Below are 22,299 nucleotides of genomic sequence, written 5' to 3'. Positions count from 1 at the left end.
CTCACGGGAAAGGCCCATATCGCTGGCCGCCCCAGCAAGGGTATGGCCGAGCGATCCGACCAGCGAACGCGCGAGCGATCGCAAGTCGATACCGAGGACCTCCAAGAGCTCCTCGACACCGGCCCGGATGTCGACGACGTGGCGGGCGACTCGACTGACGCCCCACGCTCGGCGGACGCTGACTCGGGGCTGGTCTCAGGCCTCCGTGATCGCCTCGGGTCGGCTGTCGGTGGAGCGGTGTCTCGGCCGTTCGCATCGATTCGCTCCCGACTGGGGCAACTCTTTTCCGTGCGAACGTTCGGGACCGCCCTCGTTGCAAGTATCGTCGCGGCGATCGGTTTCGGGTTCGCGATTCCCTTCGTCGATACACTCGGCGCGCTGGTCGGTATTTTCGCCGTTGGACTCGGATTTGGCCTCGTGGGTGATCGCCGGCAGTACCTCGAACTCGGACTCGCGGGCGCGGCCACGGCCGTACTGGGTGCTGTGATGGAATTCCTGGTCGTCGCGCTGGCCGGTCGTAGTGACCTGGTGGTGCTGTTCGGCGTCAGCAGCGGCCTGCTCGCGGCCGTGATCGGCCACTACGTGGGCCGTGATCTGCGCTCCGGTCTGACGCGAGATATTTGAGTTACCGTCGCAGCATCCACTGATCGCCGTCACGATGGACGACGCCACGCGATTGCAGCGACCCGAGAATGTCCTCGACGACCGGCGGCGGAACCTCGACCTGGCGACTGATCGAATCGAGATCGGCACCGCCATCGGCGATCGCTCCCATGACCTCGACGTAGAGACGATCGTCGCTGTCGTCTATCTCCTCGCTAACTCGCTCCATGACGTCCGTCAGCCGGCCCTGGACCCACCGCTGGGCGAGCGAGAGTTCGTTGCGGAGCCGACGGAGCCGACGCATCTCGACGGCGAGTTCCGGCAACTCGGACGCACCGTCCGGGTCGACGTCGATCGAGAGGTGCTTACACGAGGTGATGTCCAACCCGGAACTGGCCGGATACGCGGTTTTGGTCCCGAAATCGTACGGCGAGGCCGTGACTTCGAGTCGGAACCCGCGTGAGATATAGAAGTACTTGCGACGGCGTTCGTCGGTTCGGCTCTCGACGAGGCCGGCTTCTTCGAGCTGTCGTAAATGGTCGATGACGGCTTTCGGACTCACGCCGAGGTAGTCGCTGATCTCCGTGACGTAGCAGGGTTTGCGCGCCAGCAGACGCAGGATGCGTCGACGGTTCGCGTTTCCCAGAAGATCGAGTAACTCGGCGGATTCCATTCACGTGACGTTAGTGATTCTAACATATAACTCTATCTTTTGGGAGGGTCCACCCCGCGAACTGGTGGCCACGTGGCTATACTATTCTGCATTCCTCTATGCGTGTTCGGCAATCGCGGTACTGCCCGTCTTTGAGGAGAGCCAGTAATTGACTCACCAGGCCCCGACCGACGTCTGGTGGTCGGTGAAAACTCCGCCTGTCCGGTCCCCCACATTGGCTAATTCTCCGAGAGAGATGTCCGCTAGTATGCTCCCGAACGACGGTTCAGTGTCGGTCCCGGTTGGTGAGCGGTTCCTGTCGGGCCCGTTGTTCTCAGCGTTCCCGTTTGCGGGGGACCGAGTTTCGTTTACTGCACTTTCAGAACTTGATGGCCCTGCCATGCCGCCACCCTGGCCCGGCGTTTTTCCATCACCGCCGCTCGGACCGGGCGCTGTCTCGTTTCCTGTGGATTGGGTAGTTCCGTTCGCCGCCGGTGCCTTCGTCCGATTCGGGCCCGTTGACATCGTGCCGTTTGCCCCCTGGACCGAACCGTTCGTTCCGGGTGCCGTCGCGCCATTCGGCTCCGAGGGGGCCACCGGTCCGTTGGGCCCGTTTGGACCGGTATTGTCGGATCCATTGGATCGGCCGGGCGGTTCAACCGGCGGGCCTCGCTGCACTCCCGGTGGGGGGCCCCCGGAGAGATTCCGGGCTATCGATGCGACCTCGTGGCCACTCATGTTCGACGCCTGCGATCGGAGCGTTTCGAGACGTGTCGTGTTGACACCGATCGACCGCGCTGTCTCTCCCGTTTCGTTGATCGATCGTTCCAGCGCCTGAATCCTCGCGGCGAGCCGAGAGATGGTCGCGGCGGAATTCGGATTCCGCACGTCGACGCTTTCGTTTTCGAGGGCGGCAAGTCGCGTCCTGAGCTCCTGAAGTCGCCGTTCGAGCGATGCGGTACGTCGTTCGACTGCATCGCGAGCTGTCGATGCGTTCGCTCGTGCCACCCCCGCCTTCCACATGCCGCTTTCGACAGATGCATCGGCTGAGACGGTACTTGATTGCATGAACGCACTCATTTTGCTCCCGAGTGTCGGAGCTGTCTCGTTAGTGGAGGATACACTCTCGTTTGTCGTCGTGTTGGTGACCGGGTCTCCCGCGATGGTGACCGGCCCGTCAGTTGCGGAAGCGACGACGGCGGACGCAAGCGATGGCCCCACTGCAACGCCGATCGCAAGCAACAACACGGCAATGGGAACCCGATATCTCATATCACCTGCTTGTGTCTGTCCACGTATAAACCCGGATATTTGTTTGCACCGTTCAGCGATCGAAAGGAGCGGCTCATATCGTCCAATAGCGTTCATCCTATGGTCTGCATCCGTTTGATGCTCGGAATTTTCACTACCAACCGCCACCTATCGGTTCGTTCGGACCGGTTTGCCGAAGATTTATATCCGATGGTGTGGTGTATGTTATTGTATAGCATGTTCGAACCGTTCTCGGGAGCCTACTACCTCGGCCGGTTGTACGTCGAACCGCGTGATGGAGAGACCCCAGCGATAGCCAGATATCAGTATGAATCGGTTCGACGACAACTCTACGACCCGGATGCGGGCGGTCGAGATACGCCGCTGGTGATGAAACTCGACCAGCAGCACTTCCCGGTAACTGGCGTCGAGTCCGTACCGGCGGACACACTCGCAGTGCCTCCCGAGATACTATCGGAGTCCCAGGTCGAGCATCCGCCATCGTTGCGGGAAGTGCTGCTCGCGACGGCGGATCGAGCCGATCAGCTGTTATCGCTGACCAGCAGCGTGGATCCGCCTGATAGATTCACCGGCGCCCCGTCGGGACTCCGTTCTGATGGCGGGCAACCCACGGGGATTTAACCCGTCAGGCCCGTCGAGTCAGAGTGATGCTCGACGAGCTACTCGGGCGCGCCCGGCTCAAGGAGCGCATCGAGGAACTCGAAGACGAAAATCGCCATCTCAAGCGCGAGTTGGACGCTGAGTCCGACCGGCGAGCGGACGTCGAGACGGAGCGCCAGGCGGCCGAACGCCGCGCGAACCGGCTCGATGACCGGGTCCAGGAACTGGAAGATCGCGTCGAACGGCTCTCTGGATCGGATCGGGACTTGTCGGTTCGACGCCGTGAGACACTCCGCGGTGACCGGCTCACGGCGGTCCTGGACCGTCTCGATTCGTTCGAAACTGGTCCCGAAGGTGCGCTAACCGCGTTCGTCGACGACGGGCCGCTCCCGGACGCTGTCAGCGATGCTTTCGGCGACCATGCGAGCCTTGTCTCCCGGGCCGCCCCGTGCTTCGTGTTCACCGACGACGCCGGCCTCCTCAGCGTGGCGCTGGACCCGCCGATCGAGCCTGACCCGTTCGTCACCTGGGATGACGGGTTCGTCTTCGATCGATCGTATTTCGAGCCGACGGGGGAATTCACCCTGGCGCTGGTCCGTTCTGACCTCTTTGCCATGGGAGAGTACCACGGGCGCGAACGGATCGCATTTCACGGCTTCGACAGTGATCTGGGGCGGAATCATTCGAAAGGCGGCTTCTCGCAGGCGCGCTTTGAACGCCTTCGCGACGAGCAGATCGACTCACACCTCGAACGGTGCCAGGTAGCCCTCGAGGAGCGCTCGACCGACCGGCTGTACGTCGTCGGCGAGGGGACCGTGCTGGACGCGTTTACCGACGAAGCGGACGCGACGGCGACTGTCGACGCCACTGGCGATCCCGAACCGGCGCTGGACGATGCGTTCTATGACTTCTGGACGACGACGCTGTGGGCGATCTGATTGGTAGACGCTGGGTTGCCGTCCATCTATGCCAGCACTGGTGGGTAAATAGTAATTTTTTGGGTGTGGGCGGTCATCTGGGGAATACTTATTGACTCGCCCCTCGTAGTAGCGAACATGACCCAAGCGACGCTTGACGACCGGGGGCGGTTGACGTTGCCAAAAGAAGTGCGTGAAGAGTATGGTGAGACGTACTACGTTGTTTCTCTCCATGACGGTATCAAGCTGGTTCCCGTCGCGGACGATCCGCTTGGGGCGCTTCGAGACGAGTTTTCGGACGTAGAGAAGACGGCCAGTGAACTTCGTGAGGGGGCACGGGCGGGTGCCATCGAGGAGGCCGGTCGGTGAATGTACGTCGAGGCTGACTTTCTGCTGGCACTGATCAAGGACGACGACTGGTTAGGGGAGGCTGCCGAGGAGGTGTATACCACTCACCGTGAGGACCTCTGGACATCTCAGCTGACACTTATTGAACTGCTCCTCGTCGCGTACCGCGAAGATCGGGACGCAGAACGAGTCGTGACGAACGCTGCCGCGCTTGTTGAGGTTGACGGCGACGTCGAAACGGTCGTGACCGCGGCAACGTACGTCGATGACTACGGATTTACACCGTTTGATGCGCTCCACTATATCGAGTCAGACGGCGAGACAATCGTCTCCAGCGATGACACCTACGATCAAGTCACATCCCGACTCGATCTGAGGACAGTTCTCGAAGAGTGACTCACCCTTCCGGCCGTCACCGCAGAAGCTAAACGCCGGTCGCACCTTCCCCCGACAATGACTGACTGGACGGAGATTCATCGTCCTTCGACGCTCGCGGAGGTGCGGGGCAACGACAAGGCCCGCGACGCCCTTCGGGAGTGGGCCGAGTCCTGGCCCGACCACCGCGAGGCAGTCGTCCTCTATGGCTCGCCTGGCATCGGGAAGACCTCGGCGGCCCACGCGCTCGCCAACGACATGGACTGGCCGACGATCGAACTCAACGCCAGTGACTCCCGGACCAAAGACGTCATCGAGCAGGTCGCGGGCGAGGCTGCCAAAAGCGGTACGCTCGCCCAGGGTGGTTCGGGCCGGCGACTCGTCATCTTGGACGAGGCCGACAACCTCCACGGCAACGTCGACCGCGGCGGGACGCGGGCGATCACAGCCCTGGTCAAGGAGGCCCAACAGCCGATCGTCCTCATCGCCAACGAGTTCTACGAGATGAGCAAGGGCCTCCGGAACGCCTGCCGGGACATCGAGTTTCGGGACGTCTCCACCCGGTCGATCGTCCCTGTCCTCCGTGATATCTGCCGACAGGAGGATGTCGGCTTCGAGAAGGAGGCACTCCGAAAGATCGCGGAAATGAACGACGGTGATCTTCGGGGAGCGATCAACGATCTGCAGGCCATCGCGGAGGGCCGGGACACGGTGACCGAAGACGACGTCGTGACCAGCGAACGCGACCGGACCACTGACATCTTTTCGTTTCTCGATACCGTCCTGAAGGAAGCAGACGCCCAGGAAGCCCTCGAAGCGTCCTACGACGTCGACGAGACGCCCGACGACCTCATCTCCTGGATCGAGGACAACGTGCCCAAGGACTACGAGGGCGCGGAACTCGCGCGAGCCTACCGTTCGCTCGCGAACGCCGACCGGTGGCTCGGTCGCGTGCGGGCCACCCAGAACTACTCCTTCTGGCGATACGCCTCCGACGCCATGACGGCCGGCGTCGCCGCCGCCCGGAGCGGTGAGAAGGGCGGCTGGACGCGCTATGGCCCGCCGAGCTATTGGTCGAAGCTCGGTCGAACCAGGGGCGCACGGGACACGCGCGACGATGTCGCCCGCGCCATTGCGACGACCAGCGGCGTCAGCATGTCCACCGCGCGCCGCGAGGTGTTGCCGTATCTGGAGACGATGACCCACCACTGCAAGAACCGCGAGTTGACGGTTTCGATGACTGCCGCCTACGATCTCGACGCCGACCACGTGGCGTTCATTACGGGCAGCGGTGCGGACACGAACAAGATCGCCTCGATCATCGAGGACGCGGCAGAACGCCGGGAAACGGCCGCCGTCGACGCCTCGGAAGGCGCGTTCGACCCGGGTGAAACCGACAGTTCGTCGGCCCAGGGCACTGACGGTGAGCAACGGGACGGCCAACCGGAACCGATCGACTCACAAGAAGCCGAGGAACGCAGTGCTCCGGACGAGGCTGAGACGAGCGTCGAGGAAGATGAGGCCGACGATCAACAGACCGGTCTCGGCGACTTCGTCTAGATCCGGTCGGCGCTATTCTCAGTCCGCCATAGACCCACAGTACTCCCGACCAGTCCGCCATAGACGACGAGACCGGCGAGCAGATACGCCGTCTGGTGGAGTGGTGAGGCGGCGATCAGATGGCGGCCGAGATAGACCGCGACCGGCAACGCGGCCAGGGAAGCGAGCGGCGCGTGTCGGAACGTGCCGGACAATTTCTCGCGGCCCACGACGACGAGGACGAGCACAGCAAGGACCAACACGAGCAACACCGCGTACTGCAGGGTGCCCAGAACGGGCGTGTAGCTGCTGATGAACGGTGGCGTCAACAGGACGTTGGCCGGAAAGAGCACGAGCCCCCCGACCGCAGCGGCGGCGAGGTGGCTCGACCGGATCGAGTCCGCCCAGGTCGCGACGAACGCGAAGGCGAACGCTCCAAAGATGGTGAAGGCGGTCCAGAAGTGCGCCGTCAGTACCTCGGACATCCCGAAATTGGTGACCGTCTGCTGGCCGAGCAGCACCTGCAGCGGCGTCAACAGCGCACCGAGGGTCAGTGCGTACCGGATCCTCGTGGGCGTCTCACGACGCCAGGATTCGATGGCGGACCCGACGATGAACAGCCCGCCAATGCCGGCCACGACCCGGTGGATCCACTCGAAGAAACTCGGAAACGATTCCGGAAACAGATTCAGGAGTCCGCCGTCACAGACCGGCCAGCGCGCCTGACAGGCCAGGCCAGCGCCGTAGGACTTCGTGGCGACGCCCAGCAATATCGTCGCGAAGACGAACAGCAGCGTCGTGGCGACGAGAGAGCGAAATCGACGGTTCATGGCGTCCCCTTCGTCCGGAACTCACTTAGCCTCCGTCATTCCGGCGACCGAACGTCGTCCCGGTCGTTTCCGCGCCATCGCAAGATTTGGCGACTGTCACCTACCTTTTAGTCCATGCCTGAGAGGTTCCCCGTATGGGCCTCGAAGAGGACGCACTCGATTACCATCAACGGGACCCGCCCGGGAAACTCGAGATCGCCACGACGAAGCCGACGAACACCCAGCGGGATCTCAGCCTCGCGTATTCGCCCGGCGTCGCCGGGCCGTGTCGGGAGATCGACGCGGATCCCGCCGACGCCTTCGAGTACACGGCAAAGGGCAACCTCGTCGCCGTCGTCTCGGACGGCAGTGCCACGCTCGGACTGGGCGACATCGGCCCGCTCGCATCCAAACCGGTGATGGAGGGCAAGGGAGTGCTGTTCAAGCGCTTTGCCGACATCGACGTCTTCGATCTGGAGGTCGACGCCGACGATCCCGAACGGATGATCGACGTCGTCGAGGCACTCGAACCCACGTTCGGCGGCGTCAACCTGGAAGACATCGGTGCGCCGGCGTGTTTCACCATCGAAGAAAAGCTTCAGGAGTCGTTGTCGATTCCGGTGTTTCACGACGACCAACACGGGACGGCCATCATCACCGGTGCGGCACTGTTGAACGCCATCGATATCCTCGGGAAGGACCTTTCGGAGCTGGAGGTCGTCTTTTCGGGCGCTGGCGCGAGTGCCATCGCGACCGCCCGCTTTTTCGAATCGCTCGGCGTCCCCGGATCGGCGATCACGATGGTCGACTCCGGCGGAATCGTCACCGAGAAGCGGGCCGAGTCCGGCGACGTCAACGCGTACAAGGCCGAGTTTGCGACCGAGGGGCCGGCGGGTGACCTGGCCGACGCGATGGCCGGCGCGGACGTCTTCGTCGGCCTCTCGGTCAGTGGGATCGTCGATCGGTCGATGGTTGCCTCGATGGCCGCGGATCCGATCGTGTTTCCGATGGCGAATCCGGACCCGGAGATCGATTACGACGACGCCAAAGCCGCCGGGGAGGGTACCACGATCGTTGCGACCGGCCGATCTGACTACCCGAACCAGGTCAACAACGTTCTCGGGTTCCCGTTCATCTTCCGGGGCGCACTGGACGCCCGCGCCCGGAGGATCAACGAGGAGATGAAAGTCGCGGCCGCCGAGGCACTCGCGGCACTCGCCCGGGAGGACGTTCCCGATGCCGTCGTGACGGCCTACGGAGGCGAGCCGATCCAGTTCGGCCCGGAATACGTGATCCCGAAACCGCTGGATCCACGGGTTCTCTTCGAAGTCGCCCCGGCCGTCGCCAGGGCCGCAGTCGAGTCCGGTGCCGCACGACGGGAGCCCGATTTCGGGACGTACGTCGAGTCCCTCGAAGCGCGCCTTGGCAAGTCCAGAGAGATGATGCGGATCATTCTCAACAAAGCCAAAAGCGACCCACAGCGGATCGTCCTCGCGGCAGGGGCTGACGATACGATGATCCGGGCCGCGTACCAACTTCTCGACCGCGGCATCGCCGAGCCGATCCTCGTCGGCGATCGTGCGGAGATTCGATCCAGCACCGATAGACTCGGGCTCTCGTTCGATCCGACGATCGTCGATCCCGGTGGCGATGCCGTCGACTGTTATGCGGATAGACTGTACGAACTTCGCAACCGAAAGGGGGTCACCCGGGACGAGGCCCGTGAGCTGTTGACCGACGGCAACTATCTCGCGAGTGCGATGGTCGAAACCGGCGATGCGGACGCCATGCTGACGGGCGCGACCGATCATTACCCCTCTGCGCTCCGACCGCCGCTCGAGGTCGTCGGGACGGCCCCGGATGCCAACTACGCAGCGGGCGTGTACATGCTCACCTTCCGGAATCGAGTTATCTTCGTCGCCGACGTGACCGTCAATCCCGAGCCGGACGCGGCAGTGCTGGCCGAGGTAACCCAGCATACGGCCGACCTGGCTCGACAGTTCAACGTCGATCCTCGCGCTGCATTGCTATCCTATAGCGATTTCGGGAGTGTCGAGGACGAACACACGGCTGTTCCGCGGGAAGCAACTCGCCGCCTCAGGAGCGATCCCTCAGTGACATTCCCGGTCGACGGTGAGATGCAAGCCGACACGGCGCTGGTAGAAGAGGTCCTGACAGGTACCTACGAGTTTGCCGATCTCGACGAACCGGCGAACGTGCTGATCTTCCCGAATCTCGAAGCGGGCAACGTTGCGTACAAACTCCTCGAAGAACTCGGCGGCGCCGACGCGGTCGGGCCGATGCTGGCCGGCATGGACTGCCCGGTGCACGTCGTCCAGCGTGGCGACGACGTCGAGGATATCGTCCACCTTGCCGGTGTCGCTGTGGTCGACGCTCAGTCGGAAACGTAGCGATAGTCGCCTAATCACTGGCTGATCGATCTGCGCGTGAGGGCGGCGGAATACGACGGTCGCCATCTGCCGGCGGTTCGGGGCGCAGACACTGTTCGCATTCGTCGTTCACGTGGGCGTATTCTTCCGGCGCGTTCGCCAGCGGATGGGCGGGATTACGGTCGCTCTCGATCCGGGCGACCCTGAGTTCGTGAAAGCCGCTCACCCGCGCCTGGATGCCCCGCCAGTGGTTGGTAATGGACGGCGGAATCGACATCCGGTGTGGGGACGGCTCGTCGGGCGTCTCGAAGTCCAGTATGGCCGCGTTGACGTTTGCCGCCAGTTCGTCGTGATCAACGAGGACGCCAACGCGCGAGCGGGACGGTGTCCTGGCAGCCAGGACATCCAGTCCGAAGTGGAGTGCCCGATATTCCGCAATGTTGTTGTCCGGAACGCTATCCGGAACTGACAGGCGAGCGACACATTCGCCATCACGGGTCTCGATCACGACGCCGAGACCACCCGTGTTCCCGTGGAAGGACCCGTCGGTGGCGAGATAGAAATCCCGATGATGAGTCCGTGGCGGGTGGGCGATGTGGGGCGTCGGAGAATCGTCGAACAGGTCTCTCAGGTTCGGCCGGCCGTATGCGGCCATATGAAATCTACGCGGTCGAGCCCTTGTAAATCTTCCTTGGATGCCAATCATTGCCAAACATATCCGACCAGCGGTCCCACTACCGGGACCGGTGTCACCCGAGTCGGGACGTTCATCAGTCCCGGAGCCCAATCCGAGTCTGATGACACCCGATCTCTTCTCGCCGCTCGACATGCGTGACACGACCGCGCCGAACCGTGTGATGGTTTCGCCGATGTGCCAGTATTCCTGTGACGATCGGGACGGTCTCCCGACTGACTGGCATCGCGTCCACCTCGGCAGCCGGGCCGTCGGCGGTGCTGGGATCGTCATGAGCGAGGCGACGGCGGTCGAACCCCGCGGCCGGATTTCACCCGAGGATACCGGCATTTGGTCGGACGAGCACGTCGAGGCCTGGCAGCCGGTCACGGCGTTCATCGCCAAGGAAGGCTCGATTCCAGCGATCCAACTGGCTCATGCCGGCCGGAAGGCCTCCAAGCGTCGACCCTGGGAAGGAAGCACTCCCGTCCAGCCCGATTCGGGCGGCTGGGAGACGATCGGCCCGAGCGGCAACGCCTGGCCGTACGACGGCGAAGCCCCGCCCCATCGGCGGATGGATCACGACGACATCGAGACCGTGATCGAATCGTTTCGGACCGGGGCCGAACGCGCACTCGAGGCCGGGTTCGAGATTGCAGAGATCCACGCCGCTCACGGGTATCTCCTCCACGAGTTTCTTTCGCCGGCGACGAACGACCGGACCGACGAATACGGTGGGAGCTTCGAGGACCGAACGCGATTCCTTCGGGAGGTTGTCTCCGCAGTCAGGGACGTCTGGCCCGACGAGAAACCCGTTTTCGTTCGGATTTCCGCGACTGACTGGATCGACGATGGCGAGTCCTGGACAGTCGAGCAGTCGGTCCGACTGGCGAGGGGCCTCTATGAGGCGGGCGTCGATCTGATCGACGTGAGTTCCGGCGGGATTGCCCCCGCCTCGTATCCCGACGAAGCGGGACCGAACTATCAGGTCCCGCACGCCGAGCGGATCGGCGACGGCACGCCCGAGGACCTGCTCGTCGGGGCCGTGGGCAAGATCACGACGCCCGAACAGGCCGACGGCATCGTCGCCAACGGTCGGGCAGATCTCGCGATCGTAGGCCGAGAGCACCTTCGGGACCCGTACTTCACGATCCGCGCTGCCGATCAACTCGACGCGCTGGATCGCGTCGACGTACCGCCACAGTACGATCGGGCGTTCTGAGCGGAGCGTCGGCCACGGCCTTCAAGCACCTTCGGCACGCACACTTTTGGCACCTCCCGCTGTCAGTTCTCGTAGACACATGGTGGATCGAGTTCTCTTTCCGACCGATGGGAGCGCGGGGGCGATGTCGACGCTCGAACACGCGCTGGATCTGGCAGCCGACCACGATGCGACCGTAGATGTCCTCACTGTACGGGATGAGGAGTCCGCAGCCGACGCCGAGGCGGCTGACGGGACTGCACTCGTCGAACTCGCGGCCGATCGGGTGCGCGAACGCGGACTCACGCCACGAACGGCGATCCGGTCGGGGCGCCCCTATCAGCGGATTCTGGAATACGCCGACGCGGAAGACGTCGACCTCATCGTGATGCCGACCCACGGCCGGACTGGGCTGGAACGACTCCTCCTCGGGAGTGTCACGGCGCGCGTCATCCGGCTTGCGGACGTTCCCGTGCTGACTGCCTGTCCTGACGCCGAGTTGCGCTATCCCTACCGTCGAGTGCTGGTGCCGACCGACGGCAGCCAGTCTGCCAGAGCGGCACTCGACGTTGCCGTTACCCTCGCCAGCGTGGCCGACGTCCCGCTGACCGCCCTCTCGGTCGTCGAACCCTCACGTCACGACGCCAACGTCCGCTCGACGGCCAGCCGGGATCGAATGGACGAGCGTGCCCACGACGCCGTCGAGGCCGCTGGTGAGGTGGCAAGGGAGGCGTCGATTTCCGACGTCTCGACGACCGTCGTTCGCGGTTCCTCCGTCCACGCAGAGATCGATTCGTACGTCGCGGCGAACCCGATCGATCTGATCGTCGTCGGAACCCACGGCCGGACCGGGATCGACCGGTATCTCTTCGGTGGCGTCACCGAGAAACTGGTTCGAACCGCCGACGTCCCGGTACTCACCGTCCGCGAACCCGACGGTGAGTGACGTCGCCCACACGATCGATCACGGTAGGGCTGTCGGTCAACCAGTGTGTGTCACTCGGACGCCGTCCGAAGCTTCGATGCGGTAGTAGTGGGGATCGTGTTCCGGGAACTGTTCTCGATACGCCGCTTCGATGGACGTGGCGACCGATTCGACGGTTTCAGTGTCGACGACGGCGATCGCCGCCCCACCCCACCCAGCACCAGTCAATCGTGCCCCGTAGGCTCCAGCCTCGAGGGCCGTCTCGACGACGAAATCCAGTTCTTTACAGCTGGCGTCGTAGTGGTCGGCGATGTCCCGGTGTGCGGAGAGAAGAATCTCCCCGAACGTCTGAATCTCCCCGTCTTCGAGTGCCGCCTGCGCCCGTTGGACGCGAGCGTTCTCCCGGACGACGTACCCGAGTCGCTCTCGCTCTCGCGGGGGCAGTCCGACGAGATCGGCCTCGGTCACGGCCGTCGACGAATCGACGTCCAGCTTCTCGAGCGCACCCTCGACGGTCTCCCGACGCTGGTTGTAGGCCGACTCGACCAATCCCCGGGAGACTCCGGTGTGAAAGACCAGGATCTCGATTCCGTCCGGAAACGGGACTGGCGTGTACGTCAGTGTTTCAGTGTCGATCGAGAGTGCGTGGCCGTCCTGCCCGAGTGCCACGGCAAACTGGTCCATGATCCCACAGGCGACCCCGACGTAGTCGTTCTCGACGCGCTGACTCAGCCGCGCCATTCGCTCCCGCGAGAGGCCGAGATCGTACGCCTCGTTCAACAGTGCCATGACCGCAAGCTCCAGGCTCGCCGAGGAACTCAACCCGGCCCCGATCGGCAGTGTCGTGGTGATGTCGCCGCGAAAGCCGCCGGGATCGTATCCCGCCGCCTGTAAGATAGCATAACAGCCTTTGACGTAGTCGACCCAGTCCTCGACCGGTTCCAGATCGTCGGTCGCGAACGAATAGCTCGATTCGAGCGCGCTCGAAGACACGTGTACGTCCTCGCTCACGGTCGCTTCGAGTCGCGTCTGCAGATCCGTCGCCAGTGGCATCACGTACCCGAGTGTGTAGTCAGTGTGGCCCCCGATCAGATTGACGCGACCCGGGGAACGGACGGTATAGTCCCCTTCGAAATCGACCATGTACCTCTCTGTTTGACTCGACCAGCAAAAAGGCCGCCGTGGGAATTTCGCGGACTGCACGAACGGCTCAGGGAAAGTCCCCTCGGCCATGGCCACTCCGATATGTTTTTCCAGCTATGCCCTGGCTTGGGGATATGGAGCTGGCTGACAAGCAGGTCGTCGTGACCGGTGGTGCCGGACTGATCGGTGCGGCACTCACCCGGCGACTGGTGGCGGACAACGACGTTACCGTCGTCGACAATCTATCGAACGGAATCCGGTCGTCCGTGCCTGACGAAGCGACCTTTATCGAGGGTGATCTGACCGACGAGGCGGTCGTCGCCGACGCTATTACGGGTGACGTCGACCTTGTTTTTCATCTCGCAGCGGACAAATACGTCAACGCCGACGCGCCTCGCGAGCAGTTCGAGGCCAACGGCGAGATGACGTACAACGTCCTCGAACGCATGGACGACGTTGGCGTCGAGTCGATTGCGTTCACGTCTTCCTCGACTGTCTACGGCGAAGCGCCGCGACCCACGCCCGAGGATTACGCCCCGCTCGAACCGATCAGCGAGTACGGCGCGGCGAAGCTATCCGAGGAGAGTCTCCTGTCGGTGTACGCCCACAGCCACGACTTCTCGGTCTGGAACTTCCGGTTTGCGAACATCGTCGGCCCGCGCTATGGGGCGGGGGTCGTCCCCGACTTCATATATAAACTCTCCGAGGACCCGGAGACGCTAACGATCCGCGGGAACGGCCGCCAGGAGAAGTCCTACATGACGCTCGACGATTGCATCGACGCGATGTGCTACGTGGTCGAGCACGCCGACGACGCGGTCAACACCTATAATCTGGGCACGCGCACGACCACGTCGGTCAACCGGATCGCCGATATCATTAGCAACGAGATGGGCGTCGATCCCGACTACGAGTACACCGGCGGCGACCGCGGCTGGACCGGCGACGTGCCCAAGATGCGACTCTCGATCGAGAAACTCGCCGCGCTCGGCTGGGAACCGTCCGCATCCAGTGACGAGGCCATCCGCCAGGGCGTCCGCCAACTTCTCAACGATCCCGAGAACGAGCCACACCTCGGTTGAGTTCCGGAGCCGACGATTCTCTGTACACGGCAGGTCCGGCACGTATTCAGTCTGGTTGGGCCACCACTCCGGACGCAGCTAGCACACTTCGACCCTGCATTGGCCCGTCGTTTCGAGGCGCTACCATACCCAGCTGTACCCGAGAAACTGCCCTACACCGAGTGCTCAGACGTGTTTCGGGAGTTCGACCGTGAACACACAGCCGGTGGAGTCTTCGGCCACAGCCGCTTTCTCGCCAGCGAGTCCATCTGAAGTGTTTTCGACGCTGACCTGCCCGCCAAAGCGATCGACGATGGTGTGAACCAGATAGAGACCGATTCCGGTTCCGGGGCTTTCGGGACCCATTTCACCTTTGCCGAAGATTCCGTCGATAGTCGCTTCAGGGATACCGGGGCCGTTGTCCGCGACGTGGACTCGTACGTCCGTCTCGCCCTCCTCGACGCGGATGTTTACCCGCGGTTCGCTCCCGTTGTTGTGACGGACAGCGTTGCTCAGGAGATTGCCGAACACCGACGACAGGAGTTCGTTCCCTCTCACGGTTGCTTTTGGGACCTCGCCGTCGACCGAAACGACGAGATTCTCGTGTCGCCGTTCGGCCTTTTCGACTTCGGACTGGAGGATGTACCGCAGATTCACGCTTGAGTACTCCAGATCGGTGTCGCTCCCGATCGACTCGACGAAGTCACGCGCGATCGTCGTCAACTCCGATATGTGGTCGCAGGTGTTCTGGATGCGGTCTAAATACGCCTGGCCTTCCTCGTCGACGTGGTCGCTGACGCCATCGGCCCACCCGATGAGCAACTGGATGTCGTTGTTGATGTCGTGGCGGACGAGCCGATTGATGACCGCTAACTTCTCGGTCCGCTCTTCGAGTTGCTGTTCGCGTCGCTTTTGTTGGGTGATGTCCCGCGTGATCAACTGGAAGGAGTCCGCTTCGCTGCCGACGCTCACTGGCACGGCGACGTTGTGGAAGTGGCGATACCCGACGCTGTCCTGGAATGTGACTGCCGAATTGATCGTCAGGGCTCTCCGCCCCTCTTCTAGGCGGCTGGCCGCCGTCTCCTTCGGGAGGATATCCGTCAGGTGTTTTCCGACCAGCGCAGATTGCGTTGTGTCGAACGACCGTGCCGTCGCCTCGTTGGCTGCCATGATCGTCCCGTCCTTGCCGACCTGGGATATCTCGTCGGGCGTGTTGTTCACCAACAGTTCGTACTTCTCGCGTGCCTGGCGCTGTGCGACGACGTTCCGGATGCGGTTCGCCAGCAGGTCCAGTTGTCCGCTCTCGGCGATCTCTTCTTTCCGCAGATAGTCGTCGACACCGGTGCCGATCGCGCGGCTCGCAGTTTCCTCGTCGCCCTGGCCGGTCAGCAACACGAACGGCAAACCGTACGCCGCTTCGACGCGCTCGTACAGTTCGAGGCCGGTCATCTCCGGCATTTCGAAGTCACTCACGACGCAATCGATCGCTTCACGTTCCAACACTTCCAGGGCTTCCGGCCCTGAACTCGCCTTTCGGACCGATAACCCTTCCCAACCGGCCAGTTTATCCGAGACGACAGTCCGAAAGAATCCACTGTCGTCGACGAGTAACACGTCGATCGACGACGGCTCATTCATACCCCGCCTAGCATAGAGGCGGTAATATATCTGCCTCCGAGGTTCTCGAATCCGATACTCTTCGTTCTAATCGGGAGATAGTACTCTTCGCAGTGCAATATCCGATGACCAGTCGATCTCACTGGGTACATTATTGCATTCGAATCTGCCTGCATTACATCCGCTCACGGATTGTTCGCGGCAAAAGTGGGTTGGGGCAGATTCGAACTGCCGACTTCCTCCGTGTGAAGGAGGTATCATAACCGGACTAGATCACCAACCCGCATCACCCGCTACTGGCAGGGCGAACTTAAGAATTGCTTTAGCGCTCTCACTCCGTCCGGTAGTCGTCGATCTTTTTCCGGGCGTCTTTGATGGCTTCCTTGGCCTCCCCCTCGGCGTTCTCCTGCACCCCCTTGAGATCTGTACGTATCTTCTCTAAGCGACCAGGTTCCGGCTCGGGTTCGTCTTCGCCGGTCAGCTCCGTGAATCGTTCCCGGACGGGTTCGAGCTCTTCCTCGACGCCCTTTTTTGCGGTTTCGCCGGCTCGCTTGAGGTAGTACCGTGCGTCTTCGAAGTGCTTGTTCATATCTATTGATACGGGGACCAGCGATAAAATCATTGTGGCGGTCCCGGAGGAGTCAGTATGTCGGGGTCGGTTCCGTACCCCCCGCCCGGTCGTTGAGCGTCCGGGCGAGGACGAACAACAGGTCCGACAACCGGTTGAGGTAGACCAGCGGCGGCTTCCGAACGCCGTCGTCCGCTGTCTCCGCGAGCGCGATGGCGCGGCGTTCCGCACGTCGACAGACCGTCCGGGCGTGATGGAGAGCGCTCGCGCCGTCGCCCCCGCCAGGCAGGACAAACGATTCAAGCGTCGGTAGATCAGCATCAAACCCGTCGATCCAGGCTTCGAGTTGCGCGACGTGTTCAGTTTCGATCAGTGGATCGTCGTCAGTCGCCGCTGGCGTGGCGAACTCCGCCTGTACCACGTGAAGATCATTTTGCACGCTCCGAAGGACCTCCGCCACGTCGTCGTGTTCGGTCGGGTGGATCGTCCCGATGAGTGCGTTGAGTTCGTCGATTGTTCCGTATGCCTCGATGCGCGGACTCGTTTTGGAGACCCGGTCGCCGGAGTGGAGGTCTGTCTTTCCCTCGTCGCCACGGCCAGTGTAGAGTGACATAGCATTGCTACGGTGCCGACGCCCTTGAATATTGGAGCGAATCTGGACGCTCCCAGGTAATGAGGGCGGTATCGGTACTAATTCTCATATTTGAATGGGGCTGAGCAGTCGTGTCTACAACCCCGGGACACCTGCGTATCCACCGCCCTGGATGGAATCAGATGAATCGCCGATTGCAGCAGCCGAAAGTCCCCATTCCGGTTGTTATCGGTCCCTGGTCCTCGACAGTGTAGGTGCCACTGGCATCGCCGGGTCGCGAGCCCTCCTAATTATCATATTTGATTTTTAGTCCGATACATTACATAGGATAGCGCATGAAGGGGGACGTACGGCGATGCCAGACGAAATCACAGTCTTCCTCGTCGACGAAGATCGCGATATCCTCGACATTACGGCGACGTTTCTCGAACGGGCCGATGACGACCTCGACGTCAGGATCTACCAGAGCGCAACTGAGGCACTCCGCACGATCGAGTCAGACCCGACTGTTGCGGACTGCGTTATCAGCGATTATACGATGCCGGAACTGTCTGGAGCGGCATTTCTGGAGGCTGTTCGCGGGGTGGATTCGGACATGCCGTTTTTCGTCTTCAGCGGCCGAGAGCGTGAGGATGTCGAAGCCCAACTCGACGAGGAGTCGTTCACCGGATACATCAAAAAAGGAGCCGGAACCGAGCAGTACGCACAACTCGCCGCCGAGATCCGATCCGCTGTCGAGGAGTGAAAAACTCCCAACCAGCCGCTATCGACTTTCCCGCTGCTCGACCTTGTTCAACTCGATCAACAGCCGAAAGATTGCCTTTACCAGGTTGGCGTCGACGTCGAACTGTTCGGCGTTCTCGCCGGCACGGTCCATCACGCGCTGTTCCTGTTTTTCGTCCGTCGTTGGCAGGTCTCGATCCTCCTTGACCGCCGCGATCGTATCGGCGACGTACGTCCGTCGCGCGATCAATTCCACGAGCTCGCGATCGATGGATTCGATCTCCTCGCGGAGCTCGTCGAGACTCATCTCGTCCGGGTACCGTCGGTCTGTGTCGTCGTTAGCCATGTCGTGCCCTCTCGTTGTTCCCAGATTTCGCGGACGCGCTCTAAATCGTCCCGGTTTCCGACTGCCGTGACGCTCGGGCCAGTCCCCGACAACGAGACCCCGGCGGCGTGGGCCATCGCCTCGATCAGCGGTTCCGGGGAGAACCCAAGCGCTGCCGTAAACGCCAGGCCGTTGACGGTCATCGCTTGCTTGTATGCGCCATCGAGCGCGAGGTCGGCAACCAGGTCAGCCATCGGCGCGACCTGCTGACAGCGTTCGATGTCGGCTTCGGCGCTGTAAGCTCGCTCGGGCGGCGTCCACACCAGCACGTCCCACTCGACAGTGTCGCGGGCGAGCAGCTCGTCCTCGTGGTTGTTCGTCACCGTAACGCCCCCGAGCATGCTCGCGCTCGCGTCGTCGAACGCTCCCGTCGCGGTGACGCCGGCCTCTCTGGCCGCCTGAACGCCGATTCGTGCGGCGTCCGCCCGGGATACTTCTGACGTCGCGTCAAGTGCTGATAGCGTCGCCAAAACAGTCGCATTTGCCGCAGCGCTTGAGCTCTTCAGGCCGGCAGCCAGCGGAATGTCGCTCTCGGTGCGGACTGTCCCACCCTCGCCGTCCCCGAACCGATCGGTGACCAACGCGACGCAGCGTTCGATCAACGTCGTGTCGCCGTCGGGCTCGCCCGCGATCGTCCCGGTGACCGGCCCGTCGGGTTCGAGACTCACCTCGGCGCGCAATTCCGCGTCGATGGCGAACGCCGATCCCGTCCCCGTCGCCAGCGCATTGAGGACCGTCCCGGCGGCCGGCGCGACAGCCGTCCCGTCCATGTACGCTGTGGTCTCCGCGGCGATATTTACGTGTGCTGGTTCGCCCACAGCGGGGCGTTTTTCCATCCACGGTTCCCAGCCCCGATATGAGCATTCGAGCGGATGTCCCACCGGAGACTGTCGGTGTCGAGTTGACCGAGGAGGGGGTCGTCGTCGAGTACGTCGACGGGCGAGAGACGTTCTATCACGGGATTCCGAACCGACAGGAGGGATCGATACGGACGATGCCTGGCAAACAGGTCCACGTCCTCGTGACGGCCGAAAGCGAGACGGAGGGTGTCCTGGTGTACGTCAACGATCGAATCACCGAAGCCGAAATTCTCGAATCGACCGGCGTCGGCCGCGTCGTGCTCGAACCGGGCGAGGAGACGACTGTCTTCCCCGGGGTACGAGCGCGCAACGAGGCCCGGCGTATCGTCATCGAAGCGGATTTCGAGGCTGTCGACGGCCGGGTGTTCGTCTTCGAGGAGAACGAAATGGGCGAGCGATCATTCGAACTCACTCCGGCGAAAGACGGCGAGTGATCCGGCAAACACTGGGAGATCGGTGCATGACCGACAACCGAGGTGCCATCGACAGATCCGCTGTCGGTGCCGCCGTCACTGGATGTACGAAGGGTCCTCGGCGTCGCAGTTGTCCTCGTGTTGTTGGGCGTCCTCGCGACTGTCAAAGAGCATCCCGCAGCCCTCACACTGGTACCAGGTCATGCCGTCGCGCTCGGTTTCTGTTACCATATGTATGCGTCCGTTGTGCGTGAATAAAGGCGTTTTCGTGGTTGTCGGTTATACGATCACGCGGTGGGAATTCTCAAGGGCCAGCGACTCAAATGAGCCTGCATGGTAGACGCCGACGACGGGATCTCGGCCACCGTCAAGGGGGCGAAAAAGCGCGACGCGGGCCGTGGTATCGCCCGGCTTCCCGAACCAGTTCGAAACCAACTCGGCGTCCTGAGTGGCGACCCGGTCCGCATCGAGGGTGACGGCCAGACTGTCGCGAAAGTCTGGCCCGAGGACGGTACTGGGTCGTACGTTCGTATCGACGCCGACACGCGATCCAACGCCGAGGTGACCGTCGGTTCGGACGTGACGCTCCGGCGAGCATCGCTCCAGGACGCCGACCGGGTCGACCTGAGACCGATCGACGGCACGATCGAAGGCAGCATCGAGTCGACGATCGACGATCGACTCGGGAACACCCCCGTCCAGGTCGGTGACCGGGTGACCGTCCCGGAGGTCGGGACCTTCCACGTCGAAGACACGGACCCGGAGGGGACCGTCAGGGTTGTCAATGGGACCACGATCTCCGTGGGACAGCCGATGGCTGCCGACGACAGTCCCGATACCGGGACCGAGGGGTCGGGAGAGACGAACGAACCAGGCGACGTCACCTACGAAAACATCGGTGGACTCGACGACGAACTCGACCGGGTCCGGGAGATGATCGAACTCCCGCTATCCGAACCCGACGTGTTCACCCGCCTCGGGATCGACCCGCCGAAGGGCGTCCTGCTCTATGGTCCGCCGGGCACGGGAAAAACACTGATCGCCCGTGCCGTCGCTAACGAAGTCGACGCGTACTTCGAGGCCATCTCCGGGCCGGAGATCGTCTCGAAGTACAAGGGCGAAAGTGCCGAACAGCTCCGGGACGCCTTCGAACGGGCCGACGACGAGGCCCCGTCGATCCTGTTCATCGACGAGATCGACTCCATCGCCGGCGCGCGCGACGACGACAGCGACATGGAAAACCGCGTGGTTGCGCAGTTGCTCACCCTGCTTGACGGGTTGGAATCCCGCGGCCAGGTCGTCGTCATCGGCGCGACCAACCGGGTCGATGCCGTGGATCCGGCGCTGCGGCGCGGCGGACGCTTCGATCGCGAAATCGAAATCGGCGTCCCCGATCGAGAGGGTCGCGAGGAGATTCTCGAAGTCCATACCCGTGGCGTTCCGCTCGCCGATGACGTGGATCTCGATCGCCTCGCCGGCCGGATGCACGGGTTCGTCGGGGCAGACGTGGCGTCGGTGGTCACTGAGGCCGCGATGGCCGCCCTCCAGCGCGAACGCGAGGATCCCTCTGTCACCTGGGCTGACTTCGAACAGGCGCTGGCAGCCGTCGAGCCATCGGCGATGCGGGCCTACGTCGCCGAGTCGCCGACCGTCGACTTCGGAGACGTCGGCGGTCTCGATGACGTCAAAGACACACTCAGGGAAGCCGTCGAATGGCCGCTCCAGTACGGCCCGCTGTTCGAAGCGACCGATACAGACCCACCAACAGGCGTCCTCCTCTATGGTCCGCCGGGAACCGGCAAGACGTTACTGGCTCGTGCGCTGGCTGGAGAGACCGACGTCAACTTCATTCGCGTTGCTGGTCCCGAGTTACTGGACCGGTACGTCGGCGAGAGCGAGAAGGCAGTCAGGGAACTGTTCGAGCGCGCCCGCCAGACCGCGCCGACGATCGTCTTTCTCGACGAGATCGACGCGATCGCCGCCCGACGTGGCGAAGGTCACGAGGTAACCGAGCGTGTGGTCTCCCAATTGCTCACCGAACTCGACGCCGCGGGCGAGGATCCGAACCTCGTCGTCCTGGCGGCGACCAACCGCCGGGATGCACTCGACGACGCACTCCTCCGGCCCGGACGGCTCGAAACCCATATCGAAGTCCCCGCGCCCAGCCAGGCGGCTCGGCGGGCGATCCTCGAGGTGCACACGGCTGAGAAGCCGCTGGGAGAAGCTGTCGATCTCGATGAGATCGCGGCAGCGACCGACGGCTACTCCGGGGCGGATCTCGACGCGCTGGTCCGGGATGCGTCGATGCGCGCGATCAGGCGGGTCGCTGACGACCAGATGCCAGCCGTCGCCAACGAACGCGCTGAGGAGGTAACGATCCAGAGCGAGGACTTCGCGGCGGCTCGCGAGCGGATCGAGCCGTCACAGGTCTAATCCGGGCCGATGGCCGACGAGGAGGCGGGTGCCGGTTGTCCGGACAACCGGCGTCGACTTGCGGCCGAGCAGCGTGGCGGATGCGTGGCGGGCGTTGCCGGCTAGGCGAGAAAAGCGCCGCGCCGGCACCCGGATTTTCGATCTCTGGACAAATAAATGTCTGCATCCCGATCCCGAGAAACCCAGTCACTCATGGCGAT

At 62.9% G+C, this 22,299-nt stretch carries 23 protein-coding genes and 1 tRNA gene; 13 read left to right on the top strand and 11 right to left on the bottom strand.

Going from position 1 to position 22,299, the window contains the following annotated elements; genetic code table 11:
* Positions 1–42 precede the first annotated feature (42 nt).
* Positions 43–624, top strand: coding sequence for a hypothetical protein (locus SVXhr_RS07950; protein ID WP_275736681.1), 582 nt, complete (start codon positions 43–45; stop codon positions 622–624).
* A gap of 1 nt (position 625) precedes the next feature.
* Here the strand turns inward: SVXhr_RS07950 and SVXhr_RS07945 are convergent, their stop codons facing one another.
* Complete coding sequence (locus tag SVXhr_RS07945; protein WP_275736680.1) at positions 626–1,276, bottom strand: metalloregulator ArsR/SmtB family transcription factor; 651 nt, start codon at positions 1,274–1,276, stop codon at positions 626–628.
* A gap of 1,452 nt (positions 1,277–2,728) precedes the next feature.
* Here SVXhr_RS07945 and SVXhr_RS07940 point away from each other — a divergent pair.
* From SVXhr_RS07940 to SVXhr_RS07920, 5 genes are all read left to right on the top strand, one after another.
* The gene (locus tag SVXhr_RS07940) at positions 2,729–3,148 is read left to right on the top strand and encodes a DUF5802 family protein (protein WP_345799479.1); all 420 of its coding nucleotides are present in this window, start codon (positions 2,729–2,731) and stop codon (positions 3,146–3,148) included.
* Between the two features lie 26 nt (positions 3,149–3,174).
* The gene (locus SVXhr_RS07935; protein WP_275736679.1) at positions 3,175–4,065 is read left to right on the top strand and encodes a Vms1/Ankzf1 family peptidyl-tRNA hydrolase; all 891 of its coding nucleotides are present in this window, start codon (positions 3,175–3,177) and stop codon (positions 4,063–4,065) included.
* Positions 4,066–4,182: 117 nt separating this feature from the next.
* Complete coding sequence (locus SVXhr_RS07930) at positions 4,183–4,413, top strand: AbrB/MazE/SpoVT family DNA-binding domain-containing protein (protein ID WP_275736678.1); 231 nt, start codon at positions 4,183–4,185, stop codon at positions 4,411–4,413.
* On the top strand, positions 4,414–4,788 hold the full coding sequence (locus SVXhr_RS07925; RefSeq protein ID WP_275736677.1) for a PIN domain-containing protein: 375 nt from the start codon (positions 4,414–4,416) through the stop codon (positions 4,786–4,788). It abuts the gene before it with no gap.
* Positions 4,789–4,845: 57 nt separating this feature from the next.
* Entirely contained in the window at positions 4,846–6,327 is a 1,482-nt protein-coding gene (locus tag SVXhr_RS07920) for a replication factor C large subunit (RefSeq protein ID WP_275736676.1), read from the top strand.
* On the opposite strand, the gene SVXhr_RS07915 is transcribed toward SVXhr_RS07920, so the two are convergent.
* The gene (locus SVXhr_RS07915) at positions 6,324–7,136 is read right to left on the bottom strand and encodes a COX15/CtaA family protein (protein ID WP_275736675.1); all 813 of its coding nucleotides are present in this window, start codon (positions 7,134–7,136) and stop codon (positions 6,324–6,326) included. The genes SVXhr_RS07920 and SVXhr_RS07915 overlap by 4 nt on opposite strands.
* Positions 7,137–7,270: 134 nt before the next feature.
* Between SVXhr_RS07915 and SVXhr_RS07910 the strand changes: the two genes are divergently transcribed.
* Positions 7,271–9,526 carry an NADP-dependent malic enzyme gene (locus SVXhr_RS07910; RefSeq protein ID WP_275736674.1) on the top strand — a complete coding sequence of 752 codons (2,256 nt, stop codon included), beginning with the start codon at positions 7,271–7,273 and terminating at the stop codon, positions 9,524–9,526.
* A 10-nt stretch (positions 9,527–9,536) separates the two neighbouring features.
* On the opposite strand, the gene SVXhr_RS07905 is transcribed toward SVXhr_RS07910, so the two are convergent.
* The gene (locus SVXhr_RS07905; RefSeq protein ID WP_275736673.1) at positions 9,537–10,160 is read right to left on the bottom strand and encodes a ribonuclease H; all 624 of its coding nucleotides are present in this window, start codon (positions 10,158–10,160) and stop codon (positions 9,537–9,539) included.
* A gap of 142 nt (positions 10,161–10,302) precedes the next feature.
* On the opposite strand from SVXhr_RS07905, the gene SVXhr_RS07900 reads away from it, so the two are divergent.
* Entirely contained in the window at positions 10,303–11,400 is a 1,098-nt protein-coding gene (locus SVXhr_RS07900) for an NADH:flavin oxidoreductase/NADH oxidase (protein ID WP_275736672.1), read from the top strand.
* Positions 11,401–11,479: 79 nt separating this feature from the next.
* Positions 11,480–12,325, top strand: coding sequence for a universal stress protein (locus SVXhr_RS07895; RefSeq protein ID WP_275736671.1), 846 nt, complete (start codon positions 11,480–11,482; stop codon positions 12,323–12,325).
* Between the two features lie 36 nt (positions 12,326–12,361).
* On the opposite strand, the gene SVXhr_RS07890 is transcribed toward SVXhr_RS07895, so the two are convergent.
* Positions 12,362–13,447 carry a galactokinase gene (locus tag SVXhr_RS07890; protein ID WP_275736670.1) on the bottom strand — a complete coding sequence of 362 codons (1,086 nt, stop codon included), beginning with the start codon at positions 13,445–13,447 and terminating at the stop codon, positions 12,362–12,364.
* Between the two features lie 134 nt (positions 13,448–13,581).
* Between SVXhr_RS07890 and SVXhr_RS07885 the strand changes: the two genes are divergently transcribed.
* Positions 13,582–14,529 carry an NAD-dependent epimerase/dehydratase family protein gene (locus SVXhr_RS07885; RefSeq protein ID WP_275736669.1) on the top strand — a complete coding sequence of 316 codons (948 nt, stop codon included), beginning with the start codon at positions 13,582–13,584 and terminating at the stop codon, positions 14,527–14,529.
* A gap of 165 nt (positions 14,530–14,694) precedes the next feature.
* Here SVXhr_RS07885 and SVXhr_RS07880 read toward each other — a convergent pair whose 3' ends face one another.
* From SVXhr_RS07880 to SVXhr_RS07865, 4 genes are all read right to left on the bottom strand, one after another.
* On the bottom strand, positions 14,695–16,146 hold the full coding sequence (locus tag SVXhr_RS07880) for a response regulator (protein ID WP_275736668.1): 1,452 nt from the start codon (positions 16,144–16,146) through the stop codon (positions 14,695–14,697).
* A gap of 187 nt (positions 16,147–16,333) precedes the next feature.
* A tRNA-Val gene (locus tag SVXhr_RS07875) sits at positions 16,334–16,408 on the bottom strand.
* A gap of 48 nt (positions 16,409–16,456) precedes the next feature.
* A complete protein-coding gene (locus SVXhr_RS07870; RefSeq protein ID WP_275736667.1) occupies positions 16,457–16,714 on the bottom strand; it encodes a hypothetical protein in 258 nt (85 codons plus the stop codon).
* Positions 16,715–16,766: 52 nt separating this feature from the next.
* Entirely contained in the window at positions 16,767–17,306 is a 540-nt protein-coding gene (locus SVXhr_RS07865; protein ID WP_275736666.1) for a cob(I)yrinic acid a,c-diamide adenosyltransferase, read from the bottom strand.
* A 334-nt stretch (positions 17,307–17,640) separates the two neighbouring features.
* On the opposite strand from SVXhr_RS07865, the gene SVXhr_RS07860 reads away from it, so the two are divergent.
* Entirely contained in the window at positions 17,641–18,030 is a 390-nt protein-coding gene (locus SVXhr_RS07860; RefSeq protein WP_275736665.1) for a response regulator, read from the top strand.
* An 18-nt stretch (positions 18,031–18,048) separates the two neighbouring features.
* Here the strand turns inward: SVXhr_RS07860 and SVXhr_RS07855 are convergent, their stop codons facing one another.
* Both SVXhr_RS07855 and SVXhr_RS07850 read right to left on the bottom strand, forming a co-directional pair.
* The gene (locus SVXhr_RS07855; protein WP_345799478.1) at positions 18,049–18,354 is read right to left on the bottom strand and encodes a chorismate mutase; all 306 of its coding nucleotides are present in this window, start codon (positions 18,352–18,354) and stop codon (positions 18,049–18,051) included.
* Positions 18,312–19,163, bottom strand: a complete 852-nt coding sequence (locus tag SVXhr_RS07850; protein WP_275740899.1) for a shikimate kinase — start codon at positions 19,161–19,163, stop codon at positions 18,312–18,314. Before SVXhr_RS07850 ends, SVXhr_RS07855 begins: the two co-directional genes overlap by 43 nt.
* A gap of 86 nt (positions 19,164–19,249) precedes the next feature.
* Here SVXhr_RS07850 and SVXhr_RS07845 point away from each other — a divergent pair, with 86 nt between their 5' ends.
* Positions 19,250–19,687, top strand: a complete 438-nt coding sequence (locus SVXhr_RS07845) for a DUF5796 family protein (RefSeq protein WP_275736663.1) — start codon at positions 19,250–19,252, stop codon at positions 19,685–19,687.
* Between the two features lie 75 nt (positions 19,688–19,762).
* On the opposite strand, the gene SVXhr_RS07840 is transcribed toward SVXhr_RS07845, so the two are convergent.
* Entirely contained in the window at positions 19,763–19,897 is a 135-nt protein-coding gene (locus SVXhr_RS07840; protein WP_275736662.1) for a hypothetical protein, read from the bottom strand.
* A gap of 102 nt (positions 19,898–19,999) precedes the next feature.
* On the opposite strand from SVXhr_RS07840, the gene SVXhr_RS07835 reads away from it, so the two are divergent.
* Positions 20,000–22,099: an AAA family ATPase gene (locus tag SVXhr_RS07835; RefSeq protein ID WP_275736661.1), complete on the top strand. Its 2,100-nt coding sequence runs from the start codon at positions 20,000–20,002 to the stop codon at positions 22,097–22,099.
* Positions 22,100–22,299 lie beyond the last annotated feature (200 nt).

Origin of the sequence: Halorhabdus sp. SVX81 (assembly GCF_029207715.1) — an archaeon.
In the GTDB taxonomy this organism is placed as follows: Archaea; Halobacteriota; Halobacteria; order Halobacteriales; family Haloarculaceae; genus Halorhabdus.
Note: the sequence above shows the minus strand (reverse complement) of the source record. Positions and strands in the feature narration are given on the sequence as shown.